Source organism: Microbacterium sp. BE35 (assembly GCF_031457705.1).
In the GTDB taxonomy this organism is placed as follows: domain Bacteria; phylum Actinomycetota; class Actinomycetes; order Actinomycetales; family Microbacteriaceae; genus Microbacterium; species Microbacterium trichothecenolyticum.
Map to the genome: position 1 here is coordinate 86,634 of NZ_JAVDXD010000006.1, position 13,978 is coordinate 100,611.

Annotated in this window: 16 protein-coding genes and 1 tRNA gene; 2 read left to right on the plus strand and 15 right to left on the minus strand. The window is 71.7% G+C overall.

Features of this window, described 5'->3' with window-relative positions:
* Positions 1–73: 73 nt before the first annotated feature.
* The 12 genes from J2Y46_RS18230 to J2Y46_RS18285 form a co-directional block, all read right to left on the minus strand.
* Positions 74–1,387, minus strand: a complete 1,314-nt coding sequence (locus tag J2Y46_RS18230) for a D-arabinono-1,4-lactone oxidase (RefSeq protein WP_045296730.1) — start codon at positions 1,385–1,387, stop codon at positions 74–76.
* Positions 1,384–2,613: an alanine racemase gene (locus J2Y46_RS18235; protein WP_310244260.1), complete on the minus strand. Its 1,230-nt coding sequence runs from the start codon at positions 2,611–2,613 to the stop codon at positions 1,384–1,386. Before J2Y46_RS18235 ends, J2Y46_RS18230 begins: the two co-directional genes overlap by 4 nt.
* Positions 2,614–2,724: 111 nt before the next feature.
* Entirely contained in the window at positions 2,725–2,889 is a 165-nt protein-coding gene (locus J2Y46_RS18240; protein WP_157005331.1) for a hypothetical protein, read from the minus strand.
* A 70-nt stretch (positions 2,890–2,959) separates the two neighbouring features.
* Positions 2,960–3,032, minus strand: a tRNA-Leu gene (locus J2Y46_RS18245).
* Positions 3,033–3,108: 76 nt separating this feature from the next.
* On the minus strand, positions 3,109–4,551 hold the full coding sequence (locus J2Y46_RS18250) for an NAD(P)/FAD-dependent oxidoreductase (RefSeq protein ID WP_045296808.1): 1,443 nt from the start codon (positions 4,549–4,551) through the stop codon (positions 3,109–3,111).
* Positions 4,552–4,585: 34 nt separating this feature from the next.
* Positions 4,586–5,860: a S8 family serine peptidase gene (locus J2Y46_RS18255; RefSeq protein ID WP_310244263.1), complete on the minus strand. Its 1,275-nt coding sequence runs from the start codon at positions 5,858–5,860 to the stop codon at positions 4,586–4,588.
* Positions 5,857–6,375, minus strand: coding sequence for a DUF501 domain-containing protein (locus J2Y46_RS18260; protein ID WP_310244266.1), 519 nt, complete (start codon positions 6,373–6,375; stop codon positions 5,857–5,859). Before J2Y46_RS18260 ends, J2Y46_RS18255 begins: the two co-directional genes overlap by 4 nt.
* A 101-nt stretch (positions 6,376–6,476) precedes the next feature.
* Entirely contained in the window at positions 6,477–7,046 is a 570-nt protein-coding gene (locus tag J2Y46_RS18265; protein ID WP_245619494.1) for a septum formation initiator family protein, read from the minus strand.
* Between the two features lie 32 nt (positions 7,047–7,078).
* Positions 7,079–8,359: a phosphopyruvate hydratase gene (gene eno / locus J2Y46_RS18270; protein ID WP_045296727.1), complete on the minus strand. Its 1,281-nt coding sequence runs from the start codon at positions 8,357–8,359 to the stop codon at positions 7,079–7,081.
* A gap of 96 nt (positions 8,360–8,455) precedes the next feature.
* Positions 8,456–9,124, minus strand: coding sequence for an O-methyltransferase (locus J2Y46_RS18275; protein ID WP_310244268.1), 669 nt, complete (start codon positions 9,122–9,124; stop codon positions 8,456–8,458).
* Positions 9,125–9,155: 31 nt separating this feature from the next.
* A complete protein-coding gene (locus J2Y46_RS18280) occupies positions 9,156–10,178 on the minus strand; it encodes a DUF1648 domain-containing protein (protein WP_310244270.1) in 1,023 nt (340 codons plus the stop codon).
* A complete protein-coding gene (locus J2Y46_RS18285; protein ID WP_045296721.1) occupies positions 10,156–10,527 on the minus strand; it encodes a GntR family transcriptional regulator in 372 nt (123 codons plus the stop codon). Before J2Y46_RS18285 ends, J2Y46_RS18280 begins: the two co-directional genes overlap by 23 nt.
* A 99-nt stretch (positions 10,528–10,626) precedes the next feature.
* Between J2Y46_RS18285 and J2Y46_RS18290 the strand changes: the two genes are divergently transcribed.
* Positions 10,627–11,106, plus strand: a complete 480-nt coding sequence (locus J2Y46_RS18290; protein WP_045296805.1) for a DUF4442 domain-containing protein — start codon at positions 10,627–10,629, stop codon at positions 11,104–11,106.
* A 3-nt stretch (positions 11,107–11,109) separates the two neighbouring features.
* On the opposite strand, the gene J2Y46_RS18295 is transcribed toward J2Y46_RS18290, so the two are convergent.
* Positions 11,110–11,871 (minus strand): helix-turn-helix domain-containing protein, encoded by a 762-nt coding sequence (locus tag J2Y46_RS18295; RefSeq protein WP_310244274.1) that lies wholly within the window; start codon positions 11,869–11,871, stop codon positions 11,110–11,112.
* Positions 11,872–11,964: 93 nt separating this feature from the next.
* Here J2Y46_RS18295 and J2Y46_RS18300 point away from each other — a divergent pair, with 93 nt between their 5' ends.
* Positions 11,965–12,471: a VOC family protein gene (locus tag J2Y46_RS18300; RefSeq protein ID WP_310244278.1), complete on the plus strand. Its 507-nt coding sequence runs from the start codon at positions 11,965–11,967 to the stop codon at positions 12,469–12,471.
* Here J2Y46_RS18300 and J2Y46_RS18305 read toward each other — a convergent pair.
* Together J2Y46_RS18305 and J2Y46_RS18310 are read right to left on the minus strand one after the other, a co-directional pair.
* Positions 12,458–13,285 (minus strand): SGNH/GDSL hydrolase family protein, encoded by an 828-nt coding sequence (locus J2Y46_RS18305; RefSeq protein WP_310244281.1) that lies wholly within the window; start codon positions 13,283–13,285, stop codon positions 12,458–12,460. The two genes, J2Y46_RS18300 and J2Y46_RS18305, sit on opposite strands and share 14 nt — an antisense overlap.
* 196 nt (positions 13,286–13,481) lie before the next feature.
* Positions 13,482–13,922 carry a YdeI/OmpD-associated family protein gene (locus tag J2Y46_RS18310; RefSeq protein ID WP_310244284.1) on the minus strand — a complete coding sequence of 147 codons (441 nt, stop codon included), beginning with the start codon at positions 13,920–13,922 and terminating at the stop codon, positions 13,482–13,484.
* Between the last annotated feature and the right edge of the window lie 56 nt (positions 13,923–13,978).

A 13,978-nucleotide genomic window follows, 5' to 3' on the forward strand; every position in this document is an offset into this window, starting at 1 on the left:
TCCGTTCGATAGTGCCCTCATCCTACCGACGAGAAACCCCCTCGCACGTGGGGTATTCCCCGACTCTCAGCCGTTACCCACCGAGCACGCGATCGAGGTACGCGTTGCGGAACAGCCGCTCCGGGTCGAGGCGGTCGCGCAGAGCCACGAAGTCGTCGAACCGGGGGTAGCGCGACCGCAGGGCGTCGGCGCCGAGGGTGTGCATCTTGCCCCAGTGCGGCCGGCCGTCGAAGCCGAGCATGATCTCTTCGACCGCCTCGAAGTACTCGGTCGGGTCCTCGCGCCAGTACCGGTGCACCGCGATGTAGCCCGAGTCGCGGCCGTGAGCCGTCGAGAGCCAGCGGTCGTCGGCCGCCGCGACCCGCACCTCGATGGGGAACCCGATCCGCCAGCCGCGCTCGTCGACGAGTGCGCGCATCGCCTCGAACGCCGGCTTCAGGTTCTCGACGGGTACCGCGTACTCCATCTCGCGGAATCGCACGGACCGGTTCGTCGCGAAGACGCGGGCCGAGGCATCCGTGAATTCCCGATTCCCCCAGATCTTCGCCGAGAGCCGATTGATCGGCGGCACGAGCGCCGGGATCGCCGCGCCGGCCGCGCACGCGACCTGGTGGACGCCCGTGCCGACGAGGGTGTCGTCGATCCACTTGCCCACGGCGGGCAGCGGATGCCGTGGCGCGCTCTCGGGGAGCCGCGTATTGGTCTTGGTCATCGCGCGGTCGGTGTGCGGGAACCAGTAGAACTCGAAGTGATCGGCGGCCGCCGCGCGCTCGTCGAAGCCGCCGAGGACCTCTTCGAGGTCTTCGGACTGCTCGACCGCGTGCAGCACGAAGGCGGGCACGCACTGGATCGTCACCTCGACGAGGATGCCGAGTGCGCCGAGCCCGAGCGCCACTGCCGGCACGAGTTCCGGATTCTCGTCCTCGCTCACGGTGAAGAGGTCGCCCGAGGCCGTCACCAGCTTTGCGCCGACCACCTGGCCCGCGATGCCGGTGAAGCGCTCCCCCGTGCCGTGCGTGCCGGTCGAGATCGCGCCTGCGATGGACTGGCGGTCGATGTCGCCGAGGTTCTCCATGGCGAGGCCGAACGGCGCGAGGAGCGATGGGACCTCGTGCAGGCGCGTGCCCGCGAGGAGCGTCACCTGGGCGCGGTCTACGTCGACCGATACGAGCCCGCTGAGGTCACGGAGCTCGAGGAGTGCGCCGGGCGCCACCGCGATGCCGGTGAAGCTGTGGCCGGCGCCGACCGCCTTGATCGGCATCCGCTGCGCCGCCGCCGCGACGACGGCGCGCTGCACCGCATCGACCGTACGGGGGAACTCCGTGCGCTGGGGCCGCACCGACTCCGTGCGGCCCCAGTTGCGCCACACTGCTCCGGGGCGGGTCACAGGAACGCCTTACCCTCGCCGCGGTAGGTCGCCACCTCTCCCGCCCTGGCGTCGCCGTCGACGAGGTGGTAGCGGTCCACGCGCTCCGCGAGCTCGCCGCTCTTGGAATGCCGGAACCAGACCCGGTCGCCCGCTCGGAGACCGCGCGCGGCGTCGCCGCGAAGCGGCGTCTGCACTTCGCCGGCGCCCTCGCGGGGCGCCATGCGCAGGCCGGTGGGCCATACGGCGCGGGGCTGACGCGATTCGAGTGCCGGGCCGGAGGCGATCCATCCGCCCCCGAGCACGGTCGCGACATCGGGGGCCGGCTTGCGCACGACCTCCAGCGCGAAGGCCGCTGCCGGCGCGGGATCGAATGCGCGGTAGCCGTCGAACAGGTGGCCGGCGAGCAGGCCGCTGCCGGCGGTGACCTCGGTGACCGCCTGATCGGATGCCGTGAGCTCGAGGGATCCGGTCCCGCCGCCGTTGACGAACTCGAGCGGGGCGATGTCGCGCAACGACGCGACGATGGCGCCGCGCCGATCGAGGAGTTCGGCGGCCGACCGGCGCTGCATCCAGCGGATCACGGCATCGCCGGATCCGGTGGCATCGCCTTGGCCGGCGATCTGGGCTTCGTACATCATGAGGCCCACGAGGCGGAATCCGGGGCGGGCGGCGATCGAGCGCGCGAGCGCGGCCACCTCAGCCGCTTCGTGCACGGGCGAGCGGAGCACGCCGATGTGCCCGAGGGCGGGCGCGCGCCACGAGGCGTCGGCGTCGATCGCCACGCGGATCTCGGGCCGCGCGCCGGGTGCGGCGACAGTGTCGACCAGGTCGAGCTGCGCCAGGTCGTCGACCATGAGTGTGATGCGCGTCGCCGCGGCCTCGTCGGCGGCCAGGGCGGCGATCGCGGCGCGGTCGGCCGTCGGGTAGCCGAGCACGATGTCGTCCATCGTCTCGGCGAGCCACAGCGCCTCCGGAAGGGTGAACGCGAGGATGCCCCGGTAGCCGGGCAGAGCCAGGACGGCGTCCAGCACCTCGCGCACGCGGACCGACTTGCTGGCGACGCGGATCGGCACGCCGCCGGCGCGCACCACGAGGTCGAGGGCGTTGTAACGCAGCGCCTCGGCGCTGATGGCGGCGACCGGGCCACTCACGTCCGCCAGGGCATGGCTCATGGCGTCCCAGTAGGACGCGGGGTGGTCCCACGGCTTCGTCGCCGTGGGCGTGGACAGAAGATCGAGACTCATACGGCTCGCTTCGGGTGCGTGCACATCGCCCCAGCCTAGAGCGCTGGGAGCGGTTCCGATGACCGCATGTGGAAGGCCGTTCGCAGCCGATCGGGCCACGTTGTCCTGGGGTCAGTCCTTCGCCCTCGCGGCGCGCTCCTGCTCGACGTCGGATTCAGCGCCGTAGACCGCGATCGGCGGGGCGCCCATGAACAGCGCCGTGAACTTCCACCCCCAGGTGTTCTTCGGTGCGCTCGTGGCGGCCTCGCCCTGCCTGTCCGCGCTGTGCCCGCTCATGCCGGAATCCCCTCGCCGGTTTTGCCCAGGCTAGCGGGCCTTCTCGGGGAACGCGAGGGTCTGGCGGGAGTACCCCCGGTGGGATTCGAACCCACACTTGAGCGAGTTTAAGTCGCCTGCCTCTGCCGTTGGGCTACGGGGGCGGGTCGCGTGCCGCCGGGAACGCGGATGCCGCAGGCTCATCTTCTCAGACGAGCCTGCGGCATCCGGCGTTCGACGTCAGTTCGCGGCGACCTTCTCGGCGTCGGCCGCGACCTTCGCCGGAGCCTTGCGCGCGGGCGCCTTCTTGGCCGGCGCGGCCGCGGGAGCAGCCGTGTCGGCGGGCGCCTCGACCGGCTGCGGCGGTCGCGGGCGCGCGGCGAACTCTTCGAAGACGTAGCGCGGGTTCTGGACGGTCGACAGGTTCACCATGTCGCGGCCGAGCCAGAAGTTGTTCCACCAGCCCCACAGCACGCGCCACTTGCGCTCCCACGAGGGCATGGCCAGGCCGTGGTAACCGCGGTGGGCGAGCCACGCGATCCAGCCCTTGAGGGCGATGTTGCCGGACTGGAACACGCCGACCCAGAGGCCGAGGCCCGCGACAGCGCCGAGGTTCTTGTGGATGTACTCGCGGGGCAGCTCGCCGCGCAGGACCGCGACGAGGTTCTTCGCGAGGAGCTTCGCCTGACGCACCGCGTGCTGGGCGTTGGGCACGCAGTAGCCGCCCACACCGCCGCCTGTGAGGTCGGGCACGGCCGAGACGTCGCCGGCGGCCCAGGCGCCCTCGACGACCTCGTCCTCGGTGCCGACACGGAGGTCCGCGCGGGTGCGGATGCGACCGCGCTCCTCGACGGGCAGGTCGCCGCCACGCACCACGGTGGGGTTCGCCATGACGCCGGCCGTCCAGATGATGAGGTCGCTCGGGATGGTCTCGCCGGTCGACAGCTCGATGTTGCCGCCGACGGCACCGGTCACCTGCGTGTCGAGGTGCACCGAGGCGCCGCGCTTCGCGAGGTTCTTGAGCACCCACTCGCTCGTCTTCAGCGACACCTCGGGCATGATGCGCCCCATCGCCTCGATGAGGTGGAAGTGCGTGTCGTCGAAGGTCAGCTGCGGGTAGCTCTTGACCAGCGAGGAGGCGAGCGAGCGCAGCTCGGCGAACACCTCGATGCCCGCGAAGCCGCCGCCGACGACGACGACGGTCAGCAGACGGTCGCGTTCGGGACCGGCGGGCAGGGTCGACGCCTTGTCGAAGTTCGACATCAGCTTGTCGCGGATCGCGACAGCCTCTTCGATCGTCTTCAGGCCGATCGCGTTGTCCGCGATCCCGGGGATCGGGAAGGTGCGCGAGACGGCACCCGCGGTGACGACGATCTGGTCGTACTCGAACTCGTACGGCTCGCCGGCGATCGGCGTGATCGTCGCGACCTTGTTCGCGTGGTTGATGCCGGTCACCTTGGCGGCCACGACGTTGGTCTTCTTGAGGTGACGACGCAGTGCGACCACCGAGTGGCGGGCTTCGATCGAGCCGGCGGCGACCTCGGGGAGGAACGGCTGGTACGTCATGTAGGGCAGCGGGTCGACGATCGTCACGTCCGCTTCACCCTTGCGCAGATGCTTCTCGAGCTTCCAGGCCGTGTAGAAGCCTGCGTATCCGCCACCGACGATGAGGATCTTGGGCACGGTGTTGGTCACGGTTTGGAGTACTCCTCCTGTGTCAGCGGCTCGGCGCGCGGGACGCCAATCGGATGCGTCGGACAGCAGCGGTGACGCCGAGCGCCACCAGTATAGCCGTCGCAGTGACCAGCAGGAGCGGGAGAGTGCCGTAGATGACGGTGTCGCGATCGGGAAGAAGGGGGGATGCGGCGCGCGTCGCCGGATCGGCGTCCGGCAGCGGCGGAACCTCCACGGGTACGGCCGGCTCCTCCGGCAGAGGCGCGACCGGCGCCCGCCGGTACAGGCGCACCCAGTCCTCGAGACTGCCCATGGGGTTCGCGGTGACGCTCGGGATGCTCGCGGTGACGGCGGCCGCGGCATCCACCAGTCCATAGCCGTAGAGGACGTCCGGCACGTCCTTCGCACCCGCTGCGGGGTGAGCGGTCTTGATGATGCGGTTGATCACGTTGTTCGCGTCGAGCTCGGGGTGCGCCGCACGCACGAGCGCCGCGATGCCGGCGACGATCGGTGCTGCGCCGCTGGTGCCGTCCCACGAGACCAGCGTCGAGTCGGCGGACACCCCGATGAGCTCCTCACTCGGCGCGGTGACCCCGATCGTGATGCCCTGCGTCGACGCCTCGACGCTGGCCTTGCCCGATCGGTCGACGCCGCCCACGGTCAGCACGCCGGGGATGGTCGCGGGCGCGCCGACGCGGGTGGTGCCGCTTCCCCGGTTGCCCGCGGCGACGACGATCACGACGTCGTGCTCGAAGGCGTAGAGGAAGGCGTCGTCCCAGCTCTCAGGCCAGTCCGGCACGTTCGTCGTCAGCGACATGTTGATGACGCCGGCGCCGTTGTCCACCGACCAGCGGATCGCGTCGGCGATCTGGTCGGAGAACGGCCGCGGCGCCGAGGACCCGAACGCGACCGACACCGACAGCAGCTGCGCCTCGGGCGCGACGCCGATCATGCCGGTCTCCGGGCCGGTGCCCCTGCCCGCGGCGAGGGAGGCGACCCAGCTGCCGTGGTCCTTGTCGACGGCGCCGACGGGCGTGCGCCCATCGGACGAGCCGGCGCCCGAGACATCCGTCCCCCCGGCGACCGCACCGTCGAAGGCGACGGGTCCGCGGCCGATCCCCGTGTCGATGACCGCGATCTTCACACCGGCGCCGCGCGTGGTCTCCCACGCCTTCTCGATGCCGTAGTCGGTCAGCCAGTACTCGGCGCTGCGCACCGGGTCGTCGGCGGGGGCCGCCTGCGCGGCCGCAGGCCCGGCCACGACGAGGGTCGTCGCGACGGCGGCCGCGGCGACAGCCGCGAGCAGGCGCCGGATCATCCGCCCGATCCCGGCTGCGCGCAGACGCAGCGCTCGGGCGACCACGACGACATCGCCAGCGCGCGATCGCCGATCGGGTTGACGCCTGGGCCGGCCGCGAGCGCGTGGCCGGCGAGCGCGTGCAGGCACTTCACGCGCGTCGGCATGCCGCCGGCGGAGATGCCGGCGATCTCGTCGACCTCGCCGAACTCGGCGCGGTCCCGCAGGTAGGCCTCGTGCGCGCGCCGGTAGGCGGCGGCGACGTCCTCGTCGGCTGCCAGCTCGTCCGAGAGCTCGCGCATCACATGCTCGGCCTCGAGCACCGACATCGCGGCGGTCGCAGCGGGGTGGGTCAGGTAGTAGAACGTCGGGAACGGCGTGCCGTCGGGAAGGCGCGGCGACGTCGCCACCACCGTGGGGTTGCCGCACACGCAGCGCGCGGCGATCCCGACGACACCGCGCGCGGGACGACCGAGCTGTTCCCGGAGCACGGCGAGGTCGGCGTCGCTGACAGGGGGGTACGGCGGGGTCGTCACAGAGGTGCTCCTTGGTCGGGCCCAGGCTACCGGCGCCACCTGGGACGGTCCTGGGCCGCGCCGCGGGCGAACGCGCCGCCGTCATCCCGGCGGCGCGACGCTCACGGCGTCGGGGTGGTCGAGGGTTCGGGATCGGGCACGCCCACGGTCACAGGCGCCACGGTCTGCGCGAGCCCCGCCTCGGTGACCGAACGCACCAGCTTCGCCATCCAGTCCGCATCGGCGGCCCGGAGCTCGTCGCTCACCGGGGCCTGCTCCTGCGGCGCGAGCTCGGGCGGCAGATCGTCGTCGACGAGGTACACCACCTCGCCGGGCTTCACGTAGTACAGCCGCTCGCGCGCCTGCGTGGTGATGTACGCGGGGTCCTGCCAGCGGTCGCGCTGCGATTCGAGTTCGGCGACGTCGTCGCGGCTGACCTGCACCGCCGCCTCGAGGGCGGCGACCTGCTGGCGCTGGTCGACGTAGGTGCCGATCGTGGGCACGAGCACGAAGGCCGCGAGCACGACCAGGCCCATCATGATGACCATGAAGCCGGAGAGACGGATGCCTCCGAGCCACGCGCGCACATCGACCGGGCGTCGTGCGCTCACGGGGCGGCGACGGGGCGCACCGGCACCGGCACCGGCGCCCGCCGCCGGGGTACGAGAAAGGGGAGCCGTCGTCTTGGCCACGGCTCCCCCTCTCTTACAGCGTCTTCAGTGCATCAGCCCTTGAAACGGGGGAAGGCTCCGCGGCCCGCGAACACCGCGGCCTCGCCGAGCTCCTCTTCGATGCGCAGAAGCTGATTGTATTTCGCGACGCGCTCGCTGCGGGCGGGCGCGCCGGTCTTGATCTGACCCGCGTTGACGGCGACCGCGAGGTCGGCGATGGTGGTGTCCTCGGTCTCACCGGAACGGTGCGACAGCATCGAGCGGTAGCCGTTCTGGGTGGCGAGGGCGATCGCGTCGAGCGTCTCGGACAGCGTGCCGATCTGGTTCACCTTCACCAGCAGCGCGTTGCCGACGCCGAGGTCGATGCCGCGCTGCAGGCGCTCCGGGTTCGTGACGAACAGGTCGTCGCCCACCAGCTGCACCTTCTTGCCGATCTTGTCGGTGAGGTCCTTCCACGCGTCCCAGTCGTCCTCGGCGAGGGCGTCCTCGATCGTGACGACAGGGTAGTTCGCCACCAGGTCGGCGTAGTAGTCGGTCAGCTGCTCAGCCGACCAGGCCTTGCCCTCGACGGTGTAGACCCCGTCCTTGAAGAACTCGGTCGCCGCGACGTCGAGGCCGACGCCGATGTCCGTTCCGGGGGTGAAACCGGCCTTCTCGATGGCCTTGATGAGGAAGTCCAGGCCCTCGCGGTTGCTGGGCAGGTCCGGCGCGAAGCCGCCCTCGTCGCCCAGGCCGGTCGAGAAGCCGGCGGCCTTCAGCTCGCCCTTGAGGACGTGGTAGACCTCGGTGCCCCACCGCAGCGACTCGGCGTAGGTCTCCGCGCCGATCGGCGCGAGGAAGTACTCCTGGAAGTCGATGCCGTTGTCGGCGTGCTCGCCGCCGTTGATGACGTTGAACAGCGGCACGGGCAGAACATGCGCGTTCGGGCCGCCCAGGTAGCGGAACAGCGGCAGGTCGGCCGAGTCGGCGGCAGCCTTGGCCACCGCGAGCGACACGCCGAGGATGGCGTTTGCTCCCGTGCGCGACTTGTTCTCGGTGCCGTCGGTGGCGATGAGGATCTCGTCGACGAGACGCTGCTCGCTCGCCTCGACGCCCTCGATCGCGGGGCCGAGCTCGTCGATGACGGCCGCGACCGCCTTCAGCACGCCCTTGCCGCCGTAGCGGCTCTTGTCGCCGTCGCGCAGCTCGTACGCCTCGAAAGCGCCGGTCGACGCGCCCGAGGGGACGGCCGCGCGCTGGACGATCCCGTCGTCGAGCAGCACCTCCACCTCGACGGTCGGGTTTCCGCGCGAGTCGAGGATCTCGCGGGCGCCTACAGCCTCGATCTGTGCCACAGGGGGTCTCCTTGCTTGGTGGAGGGTGGTTCGTCGGAGCGTCGTCGGTCCGCCCACGAGTCTAGTGATGACGGATGCCGAGACCACAGGCATCCGTCATACGACGAGCGCGATCGCGATCCCGTCGTAGCCCTTGGCGTCGAGCGTCTGGATGGCGGTCGCGTCGAACCGCGGGTCGCGTCCGAGCATCTCGAGTCCGCGCTGCACACCGATGACCTGGGGATTCTCTGTCGCAGGGTTCGCCACCTCGCCGCCGCGGACGGTGTTGTCGACCATGACGACGGTGCCTGGCCGTCCGAGTCGGGCCGCCCAATCGAGGTAGATCGTGTTCGACTCCTTGTCGGCGTCGATGAAGACGAGGTCGAAAGGCTCGCCGCCCTCCAGTGTGGGCAGCACGTCGGCGCCGCGGCCGAGCCGGATCTCGACCTTGTCGCCGACGCCGGCGCGGTCGACGTTCGCGCGGGCGAGCTCCGCGTTGAGAGGCTCGGCCTCGATGGTGACGACCTGGCCGCCGGCGGGGATGCCGCGCGCCAGCCAGATCGTCGAGTACGCGCCGAGCGTGCCGATCTCGAGCACCCGTCTCGCGCCCGACATGCGGGCGATCAGGTGCAGCAGCTTGCCGTTGACCGGCGCGACCTCGATCGCCGGGAGGCCCGCATGGTTCTGGTCGGCGACCGCCCGCTCAAGACCGGGGTCGTGCCCGATCAGCAGCTCGGTGAGGTAAGCGTCGACGCGGCGCCAGGTATCGGGGGTTGGATCGGCCATGCCCTCAGCCAATCCGGCCACCCACCGGGCGTCAAGACCTGGCGGCCACCCGCGCGACGAGCGCCTCGAGGAGCGCCGCCCCGGTGCCGGCGTCGTCGACGGTCACGACGAACCGCTTGCCGCTGCGGCGGAGCACCTCGATCGCCTCCCCTGTGCGCAGCACGACGCCAAACCGGCGCCCGGTGCTGAGGCGAAGCCCCCAGCCGCCGAACTCCCCCATCGGGTTCACCTCCACGCGCGCCGCCGAGACGACGTCGGCGAGCGGCACGTGGAACCGCGGGATGCCGAGCACCGAGTCGACGTGCAGGCCGGTGTCGTCCACGCGGACGTGGAAGGCGAGCGTCGTCGCCGCCAACACCAGGAGCAGGAGCGCGATGCCGGTGACCAGCCACGCCACGAGCGGCTCGGCGCCGGTGAGCCAGGCGACGGCGGCCGCGACGGCGACGGCGAGCACGGCGGTGACGATGGCGATCGCTCCGCCCGTGTTCATCGCGGTCGCCCGCACCCACACCGCGCGCTCGTTCGCGGCGAGCGCGAGCGGAGCGCCGGGCACCGGCGCGGCATGAGCGGTCTGCTGCTGAGGCTGGACGAGCCAGGCGGCCACGCCGATCAGTGCTGCCGCTGCGAGCGCCGCGGCGAGCGCGGCCCACACGGCGGGCGCGTCGTCGGCGCTGTCCAGGCCCGCCTGCATCGCGAACGTGACGGTGAATGCCACCGTCGTCAGGGCGCAGGTCGCCGCCGCCGTCGCACCCATGAGCCGGTACGTCGCCCCGCGCTCACCGCGACGCAGTCCCGGCATCGTCGTCGCCGCGATCAGGAACGGGACGCCGAGCCCGAACCCCACGGTCATCAGCGGCTGCGTCCACGCGGGCGCGAAGCCGTCGGCCTCCCCCGCCGCGTTCCAGTGCACCGCGACCGTCGACGGCACCTGCGGGAGAAGCAAGAGCTGCACGCCGACCGCGAGGGCGACGAGTGCGACGGGCAGCCACACCGCGACGAGCACGAAGCGGCGGACGACCAGGTCGGAGCGGTCAGCGGGGGTGGCGTTCGTCATCGGCGGCGATCTCCTTCACGAGGGCGGCGAGTGCGTCGGACGGGAGCCCTGCCGCGCGCGCCCGCGCGACCAGGTCGTGGATGTCGTGGTGGAGGGACGCCAGGGTCGCGGCCTGTGCAGTGACCACCGCACCCCGTCCTCGCCGGAGCTCGAGGAGCCCTTCGTCGCGGAGGTCCTGATAGGCGTGCAGCACCGTGTGGACGTTGACGCTGAGCGCGGCCGCGATCTCACGGGCCGCGGGAAGGCGGTCACCCGTCTGCACGCGGCCGGCCGCGGCATCCGCTCGCACGGATGCGGCGATCTGCGCGAACAGCGGTGTATCGCTCTCTGGATCGATCCTCACCAACACACGTTAATTCTATGACAACTAGAACAAGTTCACGACCCGATTGTGGAGATCGACCAATCGAATACGACCCACCGGGCGAGGGCAGCGATGCTGATGCCCATGCGCGTGACCCCTCGACGCCTCGCCGTCGGCATGAGCCTGTGGATCCCCAACCTCTTCAGCGGCATCCGCGTGCGGAGGTTCGCCGAGGACTGGACGAGCGCCACGGTCGAGCTGCACGTCAACGTCTTCACTCGCAACTACGTCAGAACGGCGTTCGGCGGCTCGATGTCGGCGATGACGGACCCGTACTACTTCATGCTGGTGATGCATCAGCTCGGCCGCGACTACGTGGTGTGGGACACCCGCGGCGAGATCGAGTTCCTGAAGCCGGGTCGCGGAGTGCTCACGGCGCACTTCGCGGTGCCGCGCGAGAAGGCGGAGGAGCTCCGCGTGCGGGCACGCGGCGGCGCGAAGGTGCTGGAGTGGTTCGAGACCGACATCACCGATGCCGCGGGAGACGTCGTCGCGCGCGTGCGCCGCGAGGTGTACGTGCGCGAGAAGAAGCGGGTGACCACGGCGTCGGCGAGCGGCGCCTAGCGCTCACAGGTCGGCGCGGTAGTCCGTCGCCGTGAACCCCAGCACTGCGCGGAAGTCGTTCGCGAGGTGCGCCTGATCGGCGTAGCCGAGCTCGGCGGCGATGTCGGACAGCGGCGCGTCGGGGTCCTCGCGCACGCGCTGCGCCGCCTCCTGCAAGCGCCGGCGCCGGATCATCGCAGCCGGCGACAGACCGACCGTGCGGTGCGCGAGCCGCTGCAGGGTGCGCACCGACACGCGCAGGCGCTCGGCCGCGTCGTCGAGCCGGACAATCGTCGGGTCGCTCATCAGCAGGTCCGCCATCGCGTTCGCGAGGCGCGCGTCGGACGTCGGCGGCCCGACGCGTTCCCGGAGCCATCCCGAGACCGCGGCCACCGCCGCACCGAGGTCGGGCATGGCCGCCGACACCGCGACTTGCAGCTCCGGCTCGTCGAGGACGATGTGCGCATCGACCAGCTCGCTCGGCGCGCCGTGCAGACGGGCGAAGGCCGCGGGCTTCAGCAGAGCGCCCACCGCCCAGCCGCTTCTGCGCAGCTCGCGCTCCGAAGCCCGCGTCGTGGCGCCCCACAACGTGACGACATCCGGCTCGACGACGAGGTTCGCGGCCGGATAGCCCAGGACGGGCTGGTGCGACACGACGCCCTCGGGAAGTTCCCACTGCGGGATCCAGAACCACTCGGCGAGAGCGGATGCCTCGCCCTCGGGTCTGAGCCGCGTGAAGCTCGGCAGGCGCTGCGGGTAGAGCACCCCCCGCGTCGGATCGGTCACTCCGTCAAGGTAGTGCGCGGCTGGGACACCCGGGAACCGAGGGTGTCGCGTATCTCCAAGACCGCAGCATCCGTCCACCGCGAGCATGGGCTCATGAGCACTCAGAACACGACAGGCGCCACAGGCGCGCACACGACCGACGGCCGTCCGAACGGCGCGACCAGCCTCACCCCCTTCCTCGCGATCCGCGGGGCGAAGGAGGCGCTCGACTTCTACCGCGACGTATTCGGCGCGCGCGTGACCGACGTCACCGAGTTCGATGGGCTCGTCGTGCACGCCGGGCTGGACTTCGGCCTCGGCATCCTCCAGATCGGCGAACCGTCCCCCGCGTACGGGCTCGTCCCGGCGCCGGAGGGCGACGACGACTGCTACTCGATCGGCATCTACGTGCCCGACGCCGACGCGGTGACCGCTCGCGCCGTCGCCGCCGGTGCGACCGTGCGCGAAGAGCCGTCCACCTTCGTGTCGGGCGACCGCTACGCGAGCGTGCGCGACCCGTTCGGCGTGCGGTGGTCGATCATGACGCGCGTCGAGGATCTGTCGGATCAGGAGAGCGCCGCGCGCGTCTCGGAGTGGGCCGCCTCGGTCAGCGGGGGCTGACCGCATCCTCCCGCGCGGCGGCGAGCTCGGTGAGGAGCGCGGGCAGCAGCGCCTCGGCGGTGCGTCGGTAGCCCAGGGCGCTCGGGTGGAACCGGTCGAGGCTGAACATCTCGTCGGGCTGGGTCACGAAGAACGGCCCGACGGTCCGGCCGAGCGACACGGCACGCGCACCGGTTCGGGCGGCGGCGACGGCCTGAGCGTCGGCGAGCTGGCGGGACAGGCGCGAGCCCAACGCCCGCAGCGGCTGCGGCACCGGGCGCAGCGCACCGAGGTCGGGGCAGGTGCCGACGACGACCACGGCGCCGCGTGCGCGGAGGCGCACGATCGCCTCCTCGAGGTGGGCGACAGACGTCGACACGGGCACGCGGTGCGTGATGTCGTTGCCTCCCACGACGATGACGGCCGCGTCGGGGCGATAGCCGGCCGGAAGGGCGTCCACCTGAGCGGCCAGCACGGACGACTCCGAGCCCACGATCGCCGCGGTGCGCAGCCGCACCGGCCGGCGCTCGGCGCGCGCGAGGCCCTTCGCCAGGCGGGCGCCGAGCGTGTCCTTGCGCCGCTCCGCGCCGAGCCCGGCCGCTATCGAGTCGCCGAGCACGACGAACTCGATCGGCGGCCCGTCGAAGCGTCGGGCCCACACACGGTCGGCGTCGAGCGCCTCCTCACCGAGCGGCTTGCCGATGCGGCGCCTCGCGACCGCCGCCTGTCGCTTCAGCACCGCACGTCCGGCGAGCAGAACGAGCCCCGCGCCCAGCGCGATCGCTGCCGTGCCGACGACAGCGGACCGTGGCACCACGTCAAGCGAACGACCCATGACCCCCATGCGACAACAGCAGGGTGAACGGACTCTGACGCCCGACGGGCGCGCCGGTGCGGCGCGCCGTGCCCGATCCGACGCGATCGTTCACCGGGCCGGCCCGCCTCCGCGCACAAGCACAGCGCGAAGTCCGGACTTCGCAGCGAGACCCGCAGGCGGGCTGCGTAACCCGGACCGCAGCCGGGCGACCCTCTTACGAAGCGGAGACCTCGTCCACGGCGGCGGCGACGCGCCGCTCGCGGGTCTCGGGACGCTTCGCCTCGGTCACGCCGCGGGCGAGCTCCTTACGGCGGGTGAACGTCAGGGCGTCGAACGCGGCCCTCACCCCCGCAGCCTCGAGCGCGGCGGCCAGGTCAGCGGGAACCTCGACCTCGCGCTCGTCGGTGTCGAGATCGATGGTGGCGTCGACCTCGTCGCCGATCTCGACACCGAGCTCAGCACGCACGGCCTTCGAGAACCCGATGAGGTTGCGCCCGCCCATCACGCCGAGACGCACCCGCGCGGTGCGCCCGCCGATCCCGACGACGACAGCGGCGCGTTTGCCGCCGCCGAGCTCGGCGACCTGCTCGTCGGTCAGTTCGATGGCGGTGGCCGGGCCCATCGGCGCGAGCACGGTGTGGATCTGCAGCGTCATGGCCCCATCCTCGCGGGCGCGGGCGCCGCACGGGAACCCCGGACCGGCGGTTCTCC

Bases quoted from the DNA above. Each gene is read 5' to 3' on its own strand.
- J2Y46_RS18235 (WP_310244260.1), bottom strand. From the start codon at position 2,613: ATGAGTCTCGATCTTCTGTCCACGCCCACGGCGACGAAGCCGTGGGAC.
- J2Y46_RS18240 (WP_157005331.1), bottom strand. From the start codon at position 2,889: ATGAGCGGGCACAGCGCGGACAGGCAGGGCGAGGCCGCCACGAGCGCA.
- J2Y46_RS18255 (WP_310244263.1), bottom strand. From the start codon at position 5,860: ATGATCCGGCGCCTGCTCGCGGCTGTCGCCGCGGCCGCCGTCGCGACG.
- J2Y46_RS18275 (WP_310244268.1), bottom strand. From the start codon at position 9,124: ATGGCCGATCCAACCCCCGATACCTGGCGCCGCGTCGACGCTTACCTC.
- J2Y46_RS18280 (WP_310244270.1), bottom strand. From the start codon at position 10,178: ATGACGAACGCCACCCCCGCTGACCGCTCCGACCTGGTCGTCCGCCGC.
- J2Y46_RS18290 (WP_045296805.1), top strand. From the start codon at position 10,627: ATGCGCGTGACCCCTCGACGCCTCGCCGTCGGCATGAGCCTGTGGATC.
- J2Y46_RS18300 (WP_310244278.1), top strand. From the start codon at position 11,965: ATGAGCACTCAGAACACGACAGGCGCCACAGGCGCGCACACGACCGAC.
- J2Y46_RS18305 (WP_310244281.1), bottom strand. From the start codon at position 13,285: ATGGGTCGTTCGCTTGACGTGGTGCCACGGTCCGCTGTCGTCGGCACG.
- J2Y46_RS18310 (WP_310244284.1), bottom strand. From the start codon at position 13,922: ATGACGCTGCAGATCCACACCGTGCTCGCGCCGATGGGCCCGGCCACC.